We start from the raw sequence: 14,242 nt of genomic DNA, 5'->3' as shown, positions 1-14,242 counted from the left end.
TTGACAATGGGTTTTGTTTCCGCAGCGAATATCGCCGCTGCAATTCTGTTCATCCTCTCCCTTGGCGGATTGTCGAGCCAGGAGAGCGCTAAGCGCGCCGTCTGGTATGGTATGGCAGGGATGGGCCTTGCTCTTATCGCGGCCATCTTCGGCGCGGCTGGCGGCAGTTGGCTCAATCTCATCTTCATGGTCGGCGGCGGCGCCGTCATCGGTTATGCTCTCGCATGCCGCGTCCAGATGACGGAGATGCCGCAGCTGGTGGCAGCGCTACACTCATTTGTCGGGCTGGCAGCTGTATTCATCGGCTTTAATACCCATCTGGAGGCTGCGCACGTTGCCGCGCTGGACGAAACGAGCCGCACTGGTCTTTCTGGCTATGCCGCGATCCTCGCTGAGAAGGACGCTGTGGAGCTTCTGATCATGAAGGCCGAAATCTTCGTTGGCGTCTTCATCGGCGCCGTGACCTTCACGGGCTCGGTCATCGCATTCGGCAAGCTTGCCGGGAAGGTGGATGGCAGGGCGAGGAAGCTCGCGGGCGGGCAAGGGCTGAACGCTGCTGCAGCACTTTTGTCTATCGCACTCCTCATCATCTATTATCAAAGCGGCGGTCTCTGGCCCCTTGCCATCATGACGGCGCTTGCTCTCTTCATTGGCTTTCACCTGATCATGGGAATTGGCGGCGCCGACATGCCGGTCGTCGTTTCGATGCTCAACAGTTATTCCGGCTGGGCCGCGGCCGCGATCGGCTTCACGCTCGGCAATGATCTCCTGATCGTCACCGGTGCGCTCGTCGGCTCTTCGGGCGCGATCCTCTCCTATATCATGTGCAAGGCGATGAACCGCTCGTTCATATCGGTTATCCTCGGCGGATTTGGTACAAAGGCCGGACCGCTTCTCGATATCTCTGGGGAACAGGTCGCCATCGATTCCGCTGGTGTTGCCGCTGCTCTGAACGACGCGCAGAGCATCATTATCGTACCGGGCTATGGAATGGCCGTGGCCCAGGCACAGCAAGCCGTATCGGAACTGACCCGCAGGCTGCGCGCCGCCGGCAAGATGGTCCGATTCGCCATCCATCCTGTCGCCGGGCGTCTGCCGGGCCATATGAACGTCCTGCTCGCTGAAGCCAAAGTGCCCTATGACATTGTGCTCGAAATGGATGAGATTAACGAAGAATTCGTCTCGACCGACGTGGTTATCGTCATTGGCTCGAATGACATCGTCAATCCGGCCGCGCAGGAAGACCCGAACTCTCCGATAGCAGGGATGCCGGTGCTCGAAGTCTGGAAGGCCAAGCAGGTCTTCGTCTCTAAGCGAGGGCAGGGAACGGGCTACTCCGGGATCGAAAACCCGCTGTTCTTCAAGGAAAACACCAGAATGCTTTATGGCGATGCCCGCAAAAGCCTCGAAGAGCTTACGCCGAAGGTCATATCAGCCTGATGAGGCGGCGGGGGTGAATGTGCCAGCCGCTCGCTGCTCACCTCACGTCCCGACGGGGACACTGGCCCGATTAGCCGCAACATCGTCTAGCGGGTGTGCCCCATTAAGCTCGATCGTCCCAGTCCGTATTGGAAATCATCCACACGAACCTGACCAGGTTTGTTCTCAATCAAAATGGTGCCGAATGTCTGACATCTTCCGTTTGCCGTCAGCGAAATCGACCGTTTTGCCTGCCCTTATCGATAAGGAAAAGTACCTGAAATGGTAGGAGGAAAGTAAGCGCTGTTTTGTCCGAATAGGGCTTCGACATATGACGATTACAGGGTTTACGCATAGCACCACTGTGCAGCGGTTTGAGATTTTCACTGGCGCGGGTCGCCATCGTGATTGAAGCGACGAGGAGAAGCACCAAATTGTCGCTGAGAGCTATAGCGGCGAGGTGTCGGTGAGGGCCGTTGCTCGACGGCATGGTTTGTGATGACGATGTCTGTCCTTGCTGCCGCAATGACCTGCATCGGATCGGCGAGGATTTCAGCGAGAAGCACGACATTGTGCCCGCCCAGTTCGCGTGCTGGTGGTGCGCCGCCCGAAGTACGGCTGCCGGGCCTGCGAAAATGTCGTCGTTCGAGCTCCGCTCCCGCCCGGCTGATCGAGGGCGGGATTCCCACCGAGGCAACCATCGCCCAAGTTCTGGTCTCCAAGTACGCCGACCACCTGCCACTGTATCGCCAGGCGCAACTCTACAAGCGCAAGAGTCCCAAAGCTCAAAGGAACAATGCATACAGGACAGACCGAGATCCCTGCCTGTTCAAGGCCCGCTTCTAGCCCTCGACGCATCCGAGCGAGCTTAGGGCGTATGATGGCCAGCAATCACGCTGATATGACAATGACCCAGGTCGTCCATGGGGTGGCGCGTCGCCAGATATCCACGCAACCCGTCGTCGCCAACCGAAGAAAGGCTCCGCGCGTCGGTGCGCAGAGCCAGGACAAAGCCACGGCTCGGGCGGCCAGCACATCAGAAAAATCATGATCCTCACGTGCGGCCGAAAGGAGCAAACCGTCAACGCCTCGCTTCAGAAGCGACCCGGCAGCAAGCTCTGTCGGCCCTAGGTTTGTCGTCCGTCGTCGCGATAATGGCGTAGCGGCCACTTTTGCTGCAGGCCTTCGCGACTCTGGACAGATAACGAAGTGTGACCAGCTGAAGGTCCCGCGCCTAACCTCAAACATACTGCGGCAGGATACACCCTTGCGCCCCATCATTCTGGCGGGCGGTATTGGTGGCGATTCGGCGACATATCTGTGATAAGCGAAAGATTTTCTTGCCCAAGAATGTCACGCCGGATTTGGGCATAAAGCGCCTCAAGATGATTTGCTACACCGACCATCTCGGCCCGGAGTTTTTCGAATGCATCTGGAGGGGCGCCATTCACTAACTCGTCAGACGCATTAGTAAAGTCAGTGATTCTTTGACGCTCTGGGTGTCCGTTTGGTAATTCAGTGACTGGTCTCATTAGCAACTTATGCTCATACATTGACAGAGTAGGATAAGGGTAGGCGTGGAACATCCGTTATGCTTGCCGTGCCACAGCGGCCGCCGCCGCTGGTGCTTGTCGGCCAAAGGCTCCGGCGAGCTTCTCGCCGAGCGCCCTAGCCGGCGAGATCCCCGGACGGCTTTCGGCAGTGACGGCGCCGGGCGCGATGTGAATAGCTTCTAGTTTGAAACGTGCTATCAACTGCGCGAGGGCCGACGCCTCGTCCGCCAGCCGGTTGGTCGCAGCCGTGGATTCCTCGACCATGGCCGCGTTCTGCTGTGTCACCTGGTCCATCTGGTTGACGGCGATACTGACCTCAGAGAGTCCGGTCGACTGCTCCCTTGCCGCTGTTGCGATCGAGCGCACATGCTCGTCAATCTTGACCACATGGTTCTGGATATTGCCGAGCGCTTCGCCCGTCGCCGTCACCAACTTCACCCCGGAATGGACCTCGTCGCTGGAACGGTTGATCAGCACCTTGATGTCCTTGGCGGCATTGGCCGAACGCTGCGCCAGCTCGCGCACCTCCTGAGCCACGACGGCAAAGCCCTTGCCGGCCTCACCGGCCCGCGCCGCCTCGACGCCGGCATTCAGCGCCAGAAGATTGGTCTGGAACGCGATCTCGTCGATGACGCTGATGATCTTGCTGATTTCGCCCGACGCCTGCTCGATCCGCCCCATGGCCGAAACAGCCTGGCTGACGACGGCGCTCGACTCCCCGGTGCTTTTCTTCGCCTCGTGTACCATATGGCTGACTTCCAGGGCTCGCTCCGTCGAGTGTTTCACCGCGACGGTGATTTCTTCCAACGCGGAAGAGGTTTCCTCAAGCGAAGCAGCCTGCTGCTCCGTGCGTTTGGATAGATCGTCGGAAGCTATGCGCATTTCGCCTGCGCCCCCATTGATCGTGCTTACAGCAGAGCGCACCTCGCCGAGGGCGGAGCGCAGGTTGGTCATCGTTGCGTTAACATTGTTCTGCAGCTCCGCAAAGGAGCCTTTGAACTCGCCGCGCATAGTCTCGGTCAGGTCGCCATTCGCCAAAGCCGAAACGACTCGGTGGGTCTCCGCGACGCCGTGATCGACCGAGACGAGCAGCTGATTTAGGCCCATCACAATGCGGTTGAGATCGGGATAGCCGAACTCCTCTGGCGCGCGATGCGTGAAATCGCCAGCTCCCGCCGCCGTAATAGCCGCGTCGATGCTCTTCTGCATTTCAATGATCTTGGCCCGCTTGTCCGCGTCTGCGGCATCCAGTTCGCGCATCTTGGCACCATTCTGCTTGAAGATTTCGACGGCACAAGCCATCTGGCCGATTTCGTCGCGCCGGTCAGCGAACGGAATGTCGGAGTCGAGATTGCCGCTAGCCAGATCGTTCATACTCCCGGTGATCCGGCCTATCGGCCTTGCGATCACCAGTGCGCCGAACAGCGCGGCGCCGGTCAGCATAGCGATGGTCAGCAGTCCCATGCCGAGATTAAGAAAGAGAATTAGAGCGGCGGCGGCATCCGCCTCTTCCCCAGCCTTTGTTGCCATCGTCTTTGCTGTGTCCACTCCTTCGTCAATCAACTTGGCTGCCTCATCTGATATCGCCAGAAGTTTCGCCTGGGCGTCCTCCTCCTTCGCGTGGAGAGAAGTGTCACCGGAATTGAGAGCCAGCCTTGCCTTGGCGATGTCAACGATATCGCCGGTTGCGACGAATAGGTTGTCGGCCAAGGCTTTGAGCGTTACGAGCCGGTCCCTGTTGACCTGCAGCCGCAGTCCGCCAATTGCATCGTCTAGGTATCTCGTCACCGACTGATGACGTGCCGCGATATGATCAATGGCGTCGGCGATCTCGTCCGGCGTGGTAGCGAGGCGCAGGTCACGTACGCCAATTTGCATACCGCGCCATGAAGCCTTAGCGTCAACCAAGTCGCGGGAAACGATCAACTGCTCTTTCTGATAGCTCGCGTGTTCGTAGACATAATGACCGCCCTGCCAGACGGTAAAAAGCATAACTGCTACCAGCAAAATGCCGATGGCGGAAAGCGTGGCCAATTTGGTGCTGATGCGCGAAAAGATGCTTGCGGGCATTATCAGTTCCTATTGAGCGCAAACAGGAGTCCTCATACCCCCTGCCGCTACGAAATGGGTCGGTCGACTTCATTCGACTGTCGTCTGTGCGTCTGGCTTTCGGACGTCACCTTCGCTTTCGAGAAGGGATCACCGCCTAGCTCGAGCCAACCTACATCCTCTGAAGCTTAACAAAAGGTTCCGCATAACCGAGGTTTGGTAATTAGGTCGCGGAATTGGGATTCATCGCGCGCAATCTGGACTAGCGAGGAGACTGCGGGCGGATTCGTCTTAGTTATACTGAACAGTTTCTAGGAGACGAGCCGATCAACAGTTAGCGATTAACAGCTAAAGCCTGGATCTGATCGGCAGCAACAAGGGCAACGATTTCTCGGTACCCTGTCGGAGGCCTCACCACCTGCCGACTATGACTTGGCAAACCGCCACAGACCCCGCCGTCGTCGACGATCTGATCGCCAACCGGCAGAACCGGTGACAGTGACGACTGCAGGTATTGCCCAGTGGTGTCGTTCCTGCAGTCGTCGTCGAGCTCTGGTTATCTAGCCGATTTGTGGCGCAATCGAATGTACCCTGACCGTATTGGCGATTTTTCCAATACCCTGAATTGAGACCACGACTTTGTCGCCGTGTTTCAAGAACCGTGGAGGCTCAAAGCCGATACCGACACCGGCCGGTGTGCCAGTGGCGATGATGTCTCCCGGCAAAAGCGTGACGCTGCGGGAAATGACCTCGATCAAGCTGGGAATGTCGAAGATAAGATCCTTTGTCGAAGTTTTCTGACGCTCTTCACCGTTCACCGTACAGGTGATTTCGACATTCGCTATATCGAGTTCGTCTTTGGTCACGATCCAGGGACCCATCGGCCCGAACCCATCGATTCCTTTGCCGAGGAACCACTGCTTGTGCTTCTTCTGCAGGTCGCGCGCTGTAACGTCGTTGAACGCGGTATATCCGAAAACGTGGTCGAACGCGCGCTCGGCCGCGATGGAGCGTCCAGCCTTGCCGATCACAACAGCCAACTCCGCTTCGTAATCGACGGCTTCGTCAAGGCCCGGCCAAAGAGGAATATCTCCGAAGGGGCGCGCTAGCGCAGACGAAGGTTTGGTAAAGATGATGGGATACTCTGGAATGGCTTCGGCCGCGGTTGCTCCGGCGTCAAATCCACTTTTGGTGAACTCATGGGCGTGGGCGTGATAGTTCTTGCCAACGCAGAACACATTGTGCGGAGGATTGGTGATTGGCGGCAGGAGATCGTCGAGCGCCAACACCTTGCTCCCATTCATCGGCGCCGATCGGTTCTGGCCATCTGTTTCAGCGATCAGGCTGATCATGTCGGCATGTGTAGACGGCGTCAGGTCTGGAAAGACCTCCGCAACGGGGGTGTAGCGTTCTCCGGATGGATCTACGACGACCACCTGGGGTCGGCCGTTTGCAATTATCGTCGCGAGTTTCATTGAATGACCAATCTGAACCATGTTGGGTAATGAGGGAGCGAGCGGGAAAGCGATGATATTGATCGCGGTCGCCGAAACGATCGAATCATCCGGTGCCCGCTTGGTGTAAGGACCTAACCGGCCCAGCCGGACTATCGAGGACGGAGCGACATGTGCGAATTTCGCCCAATGTGAAAGACGGCATCTTGAGTATCCATGTTGACGGAAGAAGTTCGTCAGCGCTCCGCAGCCCGGGTCCCGTAATGGCCGAGGAAGATATCCACGGCCTCATCGATCACAGCCTGGCGCTCAGCCTGGCTGAATTTCTCGTCACGGCCCAGCACTCGAATCCAGAGCAGGGGTTCGTCGATCAGCCCCAGAAACTGACGGGCGGCGCGTTCGCCGTCATTGATTGTTAAGAGGCCCCGTTCGGCTTGCATTTCGATATAAGCGCGAACGGCGCCCATCGCTGGCGTCTTGCCATGCTTGAAAAAGCTCTCCGTCAAGTCAGGAAAACGGGTGCCCTCGGCAATGATCATGCGCAGAAAGGCGATCGCTAGCGGCGGTTCCCAGAATGCGGCCACGGCTGCTGCAATCCGACGCAAGCCGACGTCTGGATCTGCCCGCGTCTCGGCCTCGGCCACGATATCCAAGACGGGGAAGGCGCTCCAGACGCGTTCGACGACGGCGCGAAACAATTCTTCTTTGCCGTCCGGAAACTGGTTGTAGAGAGTGCGCCGGGCCGCACCGGATTCCTGCGCCACCAGGTCCATACTGGTGCCCTCGTAGCCTTGACGCAGGAAGACACGCGTCGCGGCCGCCAGAATCGCATCTCGCTTGGAGAGCGCGGCCGTGGGTGTCGCCACGGCCTCGAAGATCGAAACCACGCCCTTGGGAGACAAGGCGGCGGGCGGTCGGGATGGCATTTCAGTTTTCCTCTTGACTGCCTTGCACTGCGGAGTGCAGAGTTGCACTATACAGTGCACCTTGATGGGACGCAACCCCAACCACCCAGGGACAACGGATCTCTATGGCAGGCGAAAGTTTTCCTCATTCGAAGTTGACGCGCGGCACGCTTTCAATGCTGGCGGCGGCCTGCGGGATCACCGTCGGCAATGTTTACTTATGCCAGCCGCTACTCGACCAGATTGCAGTGAGCCTGAAGGTGCCCGAGCCAACAGCTGGCTTGGTCGCTGTCGGCGCGCAGGTCGGTTATGCACTCGGCATCTTGTTCGTTCTGCCGCTGGCCGACGTGATCGCATCGCGTCGATTGGTGCGAACGCTGCTGGTGTTGACTGCGCTCTTTCTGTTGGCAGCAGCGGTTTCGTCAGGAATTTCGATGCTGGTCGCTGCCAGCGTTGCGCTAACAGCATCGACCGTTATCCCGCAAATCTTGATCCCGATCGTCTCGGGCATGACGGCGCCCGAGCATCGCGGACGGATCATCGGTACGCTGCAAACCGGGCTGATCCTTGGTATCCTGTTGTCGCGCACAGCATCCGGCGCGCTCGCGCAGGCGACCGGTACCTGGCGCTCTCCCTATGTGCTGGCCGCGGTCCTGACAGGCCTGTTAGTGCTGATCGTGCCACGCCTGATTCCCGACCGGGGAACCAAGCTCCCAGAAATCGGCTATCTCGGCCTGCTGCGTTCGCTACCGCCACTGCTGCAGCACCGCCCGCTACGCCTGTCCATGACGCTGGGCTTCCTGGTCTTCGGTGCCTTCTCGGCCCTATGGGCCACGCTGGCCTTCTACCTCGCCGGCCCAGACTTTGAGTTCGGGCCAGCGACGGCAGGTCTGTTCGGGCTCTACGGCGCGCCAGGCGCGATCCTGGCGCCGATGGCCGGACGTTTGTCCGATCGCATTGGCTCGTCCAAGATCAACCTGGTTTCGCTGGCTGCCAGCGGCATAGCCTTGGCATTGGCAGGCTGGATCGGCGGCGGCTCGCTACTCTCCTTAGTAATGGCCGTGAACCTGCTCGACTTCGGCTTGCAAAGCGGTCAGATCGCGAACCAGACGCGCATTTTGGGGCTTGGCGATGCCATCCGCGCTCGCCTGAATACGCTCTACATGGCCGCCACCTTCGGCGGCGGAGCGGCCGGCTCCTTTGCTGGGACCCTGGCATGGAGCCTCGGCGGCTGGGTCAGCGCCTGCGGCCTATCGCTAGCCCTTATAGCTGCGGCGGGTACCACGCTCGTCCTGAACTGGAAGAACGAACACCGATCCTCTCACATAAATGGAGAATGAAATGAGCGATCTTAACGGAAGAGTCGCACTTGTTACCGGCGCCTCGCGCGGTATCGGCCGTGATATAGCATACGCCCTGTCCTCTGCCGGCGCCAGCGTCGCGGTGGGCTACCACAGCGATCAATCGGGGGCAGAGGCAGTCGCCGAGACTATCCGCCAAAGAGGTGGGAGGGCGGTCGCCGTAGGCGGCAACGTGTCCGAGGCGCAGACTGCAGAAAATCTCGTCCGCGAGACAGAGGCGCAGTTGGGGCCGCTGGGCATTGTCGTGAACAATGCCGGGATCAATCCATCACGCCCACTCGACCAGATCACGGCGGCCGACTGGGACGAGACCATCCGGGTCAATCTCACTTCAGCTTTTCATGTCACTCAAGCCGCTGTACGGGGCCTGCGGGAACGGAAGTGGGGCCGGATCGTCACCATATCGTCTGTGGCTGCACAGCTTGGAGGCGTCATCGGCCCACATTACGCAGCCAGCAAGGCCGGTCTGATTGGGCTTTCCCATTACTACGCGGCTGCGCTAGCCAAGGAGGGGATCACGTCCAACGCTATTGCTCCGGCGCTGATCGAGACGGAAATGCTCAAGAGCAACTCGGCGATCCAGCCCACACTAATCCCTTTGGGGCGATTTGGCCAGACCGACGAGGTGTCGTCGGTGGTCGTACTTTTGGCCGGCAACGGCTACATCACCGGCCAGACGATCAACGTCAACGGTGGCTGGTATATGAGCTGAATGGAGAGACGACGATGTTAACGCGTATCATTCCCGCCACGAAAGAAGCCTTGCCAGTCATCGGGATCGGCACCTATCGCGGCTTCGACGTCACCCTCGATGCTGTTAGAGAGGAACGGCTCTCCAATGTGCTCGATGCGCTTTTTTCGGCCGGCGGAACGCTCATTGACAGCTCGCCTATGTACGGACGCGCCGAAGACGTTGTCGGCTCGCTGCTCACCCGCCAGCCCCGAGCTGCACCGCGCTTTCTTGCGACCAAGGTGTGGACATCAGGGCGTGAGGCTGGCGTCCGGCAGATCGAGCAGTCGTTCCGGCTCCTTCGCACTGACGTCATCGACCTCGTGCAGGTTCACAATTTACAGGACTGGCAAACTCATCTGCCAACTCTGCGTAGTCTCAAAGAAGCCGGGCGCATCCGGTATATCGGCATCACCCATTACACCCGATCGGCCTATGCCGAGGTGGAGCGGGTTCTGAACACGACGCCAATCGACTTCCTCCAGATCAACTATTCGCTGGAAGAACGCGAAGCGGAGAACAGACTACTGCCGCTGGCTGATGACAGGGGCGTCGCCGTCTTGTGTAACCGACCTTTCGGCGGCGGTGATCTGCTGCGCCGCCTTAGGGCGAGGCCGCTACCAGTCTGGGCGGTCGAAGTCGGTGCGACATCATGGGCGCAGCTCGCGCTCAAATTCGTGCTCGATCACCCAGCCATCACTTGCGCAATTCCGGGAACCGGAAAGCCGGTTTCCATGATCGACAATACAGGGGCAGCGAGCGGGCCCATGCTGACCCGCCGACAGCTCGGGGAACTGACCGAGACCACCTAGTCCGGCACTGATCTCAAGACTGAAAAGTCGAAAATTCGATATGAAATTGTGGGCAATATCGGCCGTTATGGCACGTTGGAAGATGACTCCGAAAACACAGCTGATGCAAGCGGCACGACAATGTAGCCGCTCAACCGTTTGGTTCGCCTCATCCGGAGGCGGGCCTCCGACATCGTCTTGCCCTGCTTTCAGCTACCGCAGATATCTCGCAGTTCTAAGCGAAGGTACTATACTGATCCCATACCTGCTTCTTAAGAAAAACACCGGTGGGTCGTAGGTTCGACTCCGTTCAAGGCGAGTGTTTTTAATTCGTCGAGACTCGCGTACGCCGGCGAACGCTGGCGGGCCCGCTTGACGGAGCGCTCCCAGTGTGGCGGCGCTGCGTCATGAAGACGGCGGACCCGCCGGCGCACAGTGACGAAAAGGCCGGGTCCGTGGTATTCCGCACGTGACCCGGAAGTCAGCCGGACAATCGGCCGCGGGGAGGTGTTTCCTTAAGCTCGAACAGGCGCCTCGTCACCAAGCCGAAAGCGCCACTCTTAGCGATCTTCTCATGGCAATCGACCGCAGCCTTTAGACCGACTCGCCTCTCCAGAGACCTCTCGGGGTTATTGTTGAATGGAGCATCGTTTGTAGAGGCGCCGAACGCTGCCTCGGCAAACGACGTCGCCACTTCGCGAAAAATGTTGCAAGTTGGCCGCGCAAGCTGATTCCGCCTCGCATAGGGTGCGTCCCGCCTAGCAAGCCTTACGCCGCGTATTTAACCTGCGGCGTTTTGAACTGTTGAGTATTGAATTCGCCCCCAATTCGAAATTTTCCTATGAGGCCGAGCAGGGTTTCAGTTTCATTCGAAAGGCTATGACTGGTGGCCGTGAACTCCTCTACCATCGCCGCATTCTGCTGGGTAAACTGATCAATCTGATTGATGGCGGTGCTCACTTCATGAATGCCCACGGATTGTTCCTGTGCAGAAGCGGCAATTTCGGAGACAGTCGCATTGATGTCGGCAACCCCGGCGACAATACGAGCTTGGGCTTTGCCTGTATCGGCAACCAGAGTTACGCCTTGGGCGACCTGTTCTTCGGAGGTTGCGATCAGGCTCTTGATGTCCTTAGCGGCACTGGCGGAGCGCTGCGCCAATTCCCGGACCTCTTGTGCTACAACGGCGAAACCTTTGCCTGCATCTCCAGCGCGCGCAGCCTCGACACCCGCATTAAGAGCTAGAAGGTTCGTCTGGAACGCGATCTCATCGATAACGTCGGTAATCTGACGAATCGCGTTAGATGACGTTTTTATCGCGCCCATGGCCAATTCGGCTTGTTGCATGATCTGGCCGGAACGCTCTGCATCCTCTTTGGCGTTAGAGACTTCTTGCCTTGCGTTACGGGCGAAATCGGCGGTGCTTTTGACCGTTGCCGTGATTTCGTTCAAAGCCGCTGCGGTTTCTTCGAGATTGGCTGCCTGCTGCTCGGTGCGACGCGATAGATTATCCGAAGCGGCCGAAATCTCGGCTGACCCAGACCGAATTGCTAAGGTACTGGTAGCAACATCGCGCATTGTGTCTTGAAGTTTGGCAATCGCTTCGTTGAAGTGTCGTTTAACAATTTCGCCCTTTTCTGGGACACTGTTGAAGATACGATAAGAAAGGTCTCCGTTTGCCAAGGCCTCCAACGCATCTGCCAGGACACTGACGACGGCCCTGTCTTCAGCGGCAACCTTGTTACGCTCTTCCTCAGCCTTGGCACGCTCTGCCTCAGCTGCTTTATTCAAACCGTCGAAATAGTAATACATAACGACGCTGACTTCTGAAAAAATTGATTTCATGAGGCTGGAGATAAGCAGGTCGCGTTTCTTCCCGGACCAAGCCATTCCCTTCACCAATGTCGCCACAAGGCCGGAAGTATATGCCGCGTAACCACCCACCAGATAGTCAACGAAATCGACGCTTTTCGAGATATTCTCGATGATCTTCGATTGCTCGGTAAAGTAGATGTTGGAAAAATCGCCGAGCGCCAACATGTCGAACTTCTTGCGTTCTGTCGTCATAACCTCAGGCGGTAGCGAGACGATCGAAGGATCAACGCCCCGGTAAGCGCCTAACAGTATTTTATCCAGATGGTTGACGATGCGCTCGTGGACCTCGCGGCCGACAGCCTTCTGCTCGCCTTGCCAGGGTTTAATCTTATCTTCGATTGCAAACATTGATAGCCTCCTCGGGTTGGTCGAGCATAAGTAGCGCGCTCGTTTGGAACGCTTCGAATGTCCAACTTACTATTGGAGAGGTAGGTCGCTACGGTTAACGGAATCTTTTCTTGCTCGCGGCGATATAAAAACGATGCGTTTTCTGGATAGCGAATCTTGTCTTTCCGGGCTGTCATCGATTTCTACGCGTCTGATGATCGTCGGGATGTTAAATCCTCCTTCAAACGAGAGTTCGTAAGTCCCGAGTTATCGCAATCAATTTTGGTCAACAGGCTGAAACGGATGCCCCTACTTTCTCCATGGCCTCGATGATCGCATGGCACACTTTCGAAACGTCCTTCAGTGGCTTCTGCACCTCCCGCATAAGCGGGTGACGGGGACGGCGGCCTGATTGTCCGCGCGGCGCCTCAACATCCCTGGCAAAAAAATTCAATGCCAGCCATGGTGCGTTATGTGCGTAGAGCAAAGGAAATGGGCAAATGAATCTAATCATTGAGCATTGGTATTATATAAGGCAGTTCGACAGGTGACGAGTTGTCGTGCTGTGTCGTTGGGACAAGCCCGTCGACGCTGCGGCGGAAATATCTTGCCGCATGGATTGGGTTGACCACAGAGTAATCTCAAATAAGTGTCGACTGATCTTAAGCATCTGCCCCTGCAGATCGAGACTGCAGTTGCCAGTTGCTCCCGAATTAACGGTTGAACGAAGTAGATACGGGCAGATTGTGCTCGATGCTTAGCCAGGGTGGATTCTCTGCGTACATCTCTTGGATCAGCGACTTGACAAGCTCGATATGGGGCGACGTGTCTCCGACGCGATGATTCAAGATTACCGGCGAGGTCGTGCGCGCTCCTTCTAGCAATCGATAACAGACGTCCGAGCGCAACTGCCTCGCGGATGAAGGCACCACGCAAAGGCCGGATTCGGCGGCGACCAAGCCCAAAGCGGTCTGAATCTCCCGGACTTCATGTACTTCCGCAGGCCAGACGTCATGCCCGTGCAGGAGGCTCAACACATGGTCTGCATAGCCCGGCCGAGGCTCCTTCGGATAGACGATCAATCGTTGGCCACTTAGCGCGGCAACCGGCACTGGCCCTGTTTCCTGTGCCAGCGGGGAGCCTTTCGGCACAGCCACGACCAGTCGTTCCTCCCTTAGCACGATCCCGACGATGTTCGGATCGCTGTGGTAGAGACGGCCGAAACCGATGTCGATGCGGCCCTCCTTCAAGGCCGGAAGCTGCTGGACCGATACCATCTCCAGCAACTGTATATCGAGATCCGGTGCATTCTGCCGCAGCTTCCTGACCAGGGACGGCAGGCCGCCATACAGCGTCGATGCGACAAATCCGATCGAGAGAACGGTGTTCTGGCTGAGGCCGATGCGGCGAGTGGCGTCGCGCATCTGATCGATGCGGCCGAGGATCTGCAGCGATTGCTCGTAGAACAGTCGCCCGGCGGCAGTCAGTCTGATCGGTCGGTTGCGCACGATCAACTCCACGCCCAGCTCTTCCTCGAGCAACTGGATCTGCCGGCTCAGGGGCGGCTGGGCGATATTCAAGATCTCCGCGGCACGGGTGAAGTTCCGCACTTTCGCAACCGCCACGAAGTATCTTAGTTGACGAAGCTCCATCTGACCGCTCCTCTGAAAGCGATGACATCCAAACGATCTTCATATGTTGCAGTGCAGCATGATCGGTTCGCTAGGTATTTTTCTCGATACTATACGATGAAGGTATTGTACGAAACATAATTGGTG

The 14,242-nt window shown here is 57.8% G+C and carries 9 protein-coding genes and 2 pseudogenes; 5 read left to right on the top strand and 6 right to left on the bottom strand.

The window, feature by feature from the left end:
- On the top strand, positions 1-1,440 hold the full coding sequence (locus N2601_RS32805) for an NAD(P)(+) transhydrogenase (Re/Si-specific) subunit beta (protein WP_260305842.1): 1,440 nt from the start codon (positions 1-3) through the stop codon (positions 1,438-1,440).
- 476 nt (positions 1,441-1,916) lie between these two features.
- Positions 1,917-2,214: pseudogene (locus N2601_RS32800) on the top strand (IS66 family transposase zinc-finger binding domain-containing protein); the annotation flags it as partial.
- Here N2601_RS32800 and N2601_RS32795 read toward each other — a convergent pair.
- From N2601_RS32795 to N2601_RS32780, 4 genes and pseudogenes are all read right to left on the bottom strand, one after another.
- A pseudogene (locus tag N2601_RS32795) lies at positions 2,197-2,611 on the bottom strand (LacI family transcriptional regulator); the annotation flags it as partial. The pseudogenes N2601_RS32800 and N2601_RS32795 overlap by 18 nt on opposite strands.
- Positions 2,612-3,008: 397 nt before the next feature.
- Positions 3,009-5,042 (bottom strand): methyl-accepting chemotaxis protein, encoded by a 2,034-nt coding sequence (locus N2601_RS32790; RefSeq protein ID WP_260306109.1) that lies wholly within the window; start codon positions 5,040-5,042, stop codon positions 3,009-3,011.
- 539 nt (positions 5,043-5,581) lie between these two features.
- Positions 5,582-6,496 carry a fumarylacetoacetate hydrolase family protein gene (locus N2601_RS32785; RefSeq protein WP_260306107.1) on the bottom strand — a complete coding sequence of 305 codons (915 nt, stop codon included), beginning with the start codon at positions 6,494-6,496 and terminating at the stop codon, positions 5,582-5,584.
- A gap of 215 nt (positions 6,497-6,711) precedes the next feature.
- Positions 6,712-7,401 (bottom strand): TetR/AcrR family transcriptional regulator, encoded by a 690-nt coding sequence (locus tag N2601_RS32780; protein ID WP_260306105.1) that lies wholly within the window; start codon positions 7,399-7,401, stop codon positions 6,712-6,714.
- A 104-nt stretch (positions 7,402-7,505) separates the two neighbouring features.
- Here N2601_RS32780 and N2601_RS32775 point away from each other — a divergent pair, with 104 nt between their 5' ends.
- Genes N2601_RS32775 through N2601_RS32765 form a run of 3 tightly spaced genes read left to right on the top strand, consistent with a single transcriptional unit; the run spans position 7,506 to position 10,283 of the window.
- On the top strand, positions 7,506-8,720 hold the full coding sequence (locus N2601_RS32775; protein ID WP_260306103.1) for an MFS transporter: 1,215 nt from the start codon (positions 7,506-7,508) through the stop codon (positions 8,718-8,720).
- Position 8,721: 1 nt separating this feature from the next.
- Positions 8,722-9,453, top strand: a complete 732-nt coding sequence (locus tag N2601_RS32770) for a 3-oxoacyl-ACP reductase family protein (RefSeq protein WP_260306102.1) — start codon at positions 8,722-8,724, stop codon at positions 9,451-9,453.
- A gap of 14 nt (positions 9,454-9,467) precedes the next feature.
- Positions 9,468-10,283: an aldo/keto reductase gene (locus N2601_RS32765; protein ID WP_260306101.1), complete on the top strand. Its 816-nt coding sequence runs from the start codon at positions 9,468-9,470 to the stop codon at positions 10,281-10,283.
- A 747-nt stretch (positions 10,284-11,030) separates the two neighbouring features.
- Here N2601_RS32765 and N2601_RS34185 read toward each other — a convergent pair.
- Complete coding sequence (locus tag N2601_RS34185; protein WP_311319480.1) at positions 11,031-12,485, bottom strand: methyl-accepting chemotaxis protein; 1,455 nt, start codon at positions 12,483-12,485, stop codon at positions 11,031-11,033.
- A gap of 692 nt (positions 12,486-13,177) precedes the next feature.
- On the bottom strand, positions 13,178-14,116 hold the full coding sequence (locus tag N2601_RS32755) for a LysR family transcriptional regulator (RefSeq protein WP_260306100.1): 939 nt from the start codon (positions 14,114-14,116) through the stop codon (positions 13,178-13,180).
- Between the last annotated feature and the right edge of the window lie 126 nt (positions 14,117-14,242).

The organism is Rhizobium sp. CB3060 (assembly GCF_025200735.1).
Taxonomy (GTDB): Bacteria; Pseudomonadota; Alphaproteobacteria; order Rhizobiales; family Rhizobiaceae; genus Rhizobium.
This window is presented reverse-complemented; position numbering and strand designations above follow the sequence as displayed.

Excerpts from the sequence above, each read along its gene's own strand:
- N2601_RS32790 (WP_260306109.1), bottom strand. The coding sequence starts at position 5,042 with ATGCCCGCAAGCATCTTTTCGCGCATCAGCACCAAATTGGCCACGCTT.
- N2601_RS32785 (WP_260306107.1), bottom strand. The coding sequence starts at position 6,496 with ATGAAACTCGCGACGATAATTGCAAACGGCCGACCCCAGGTGGTCGTC.
- N2601_RS32780 (WP_260306105.1), bottom strand. The coding sequence starts at position 7,401 with ATGCCATCCCGACCGCCCGCCGCCTTGTCTCCCAAGGGCGTGGTTTCG.
- N2601_RS32775 (WP_260306103.1), top strand. The coding sequence starts at position 7,506 with ATGGCAGGCGAAAGTTTTCCTCATTCGAAGTTGACGCGCGGCACGCTT.
- N2601_RS32770 (WP_260306102.1), top strand. The coding sequence starts at position 8,722 with ATGAGCGATCTTAACGGAAGAGTCGCACTTGTTACCGGCGCCTCGCGC.
- N2601_RS32765 (WP_260306101.1), top strand. The coding sequence starts at position 9,468 with ATGTTAACGCGTATCATTCCCGCCACGAAAGAAGCCTTGCCAGTCATC.
- N2601_RS34185 (WP_311319480.1), bottom strand. The coding sequence starts at position 12,485 with ATGTTTGCAATCGAAGATAAGATTAAACCCTGGCAAGGCGAGCAGAAG.
- N2601_RS32755 (WP_260306100.1), bottom strand. The coding sequence starts at position 14,116 with ATGGAGCTTCGTCAACTAAGATACTTCGTGGCGGTTGCGAAAGTGCGG.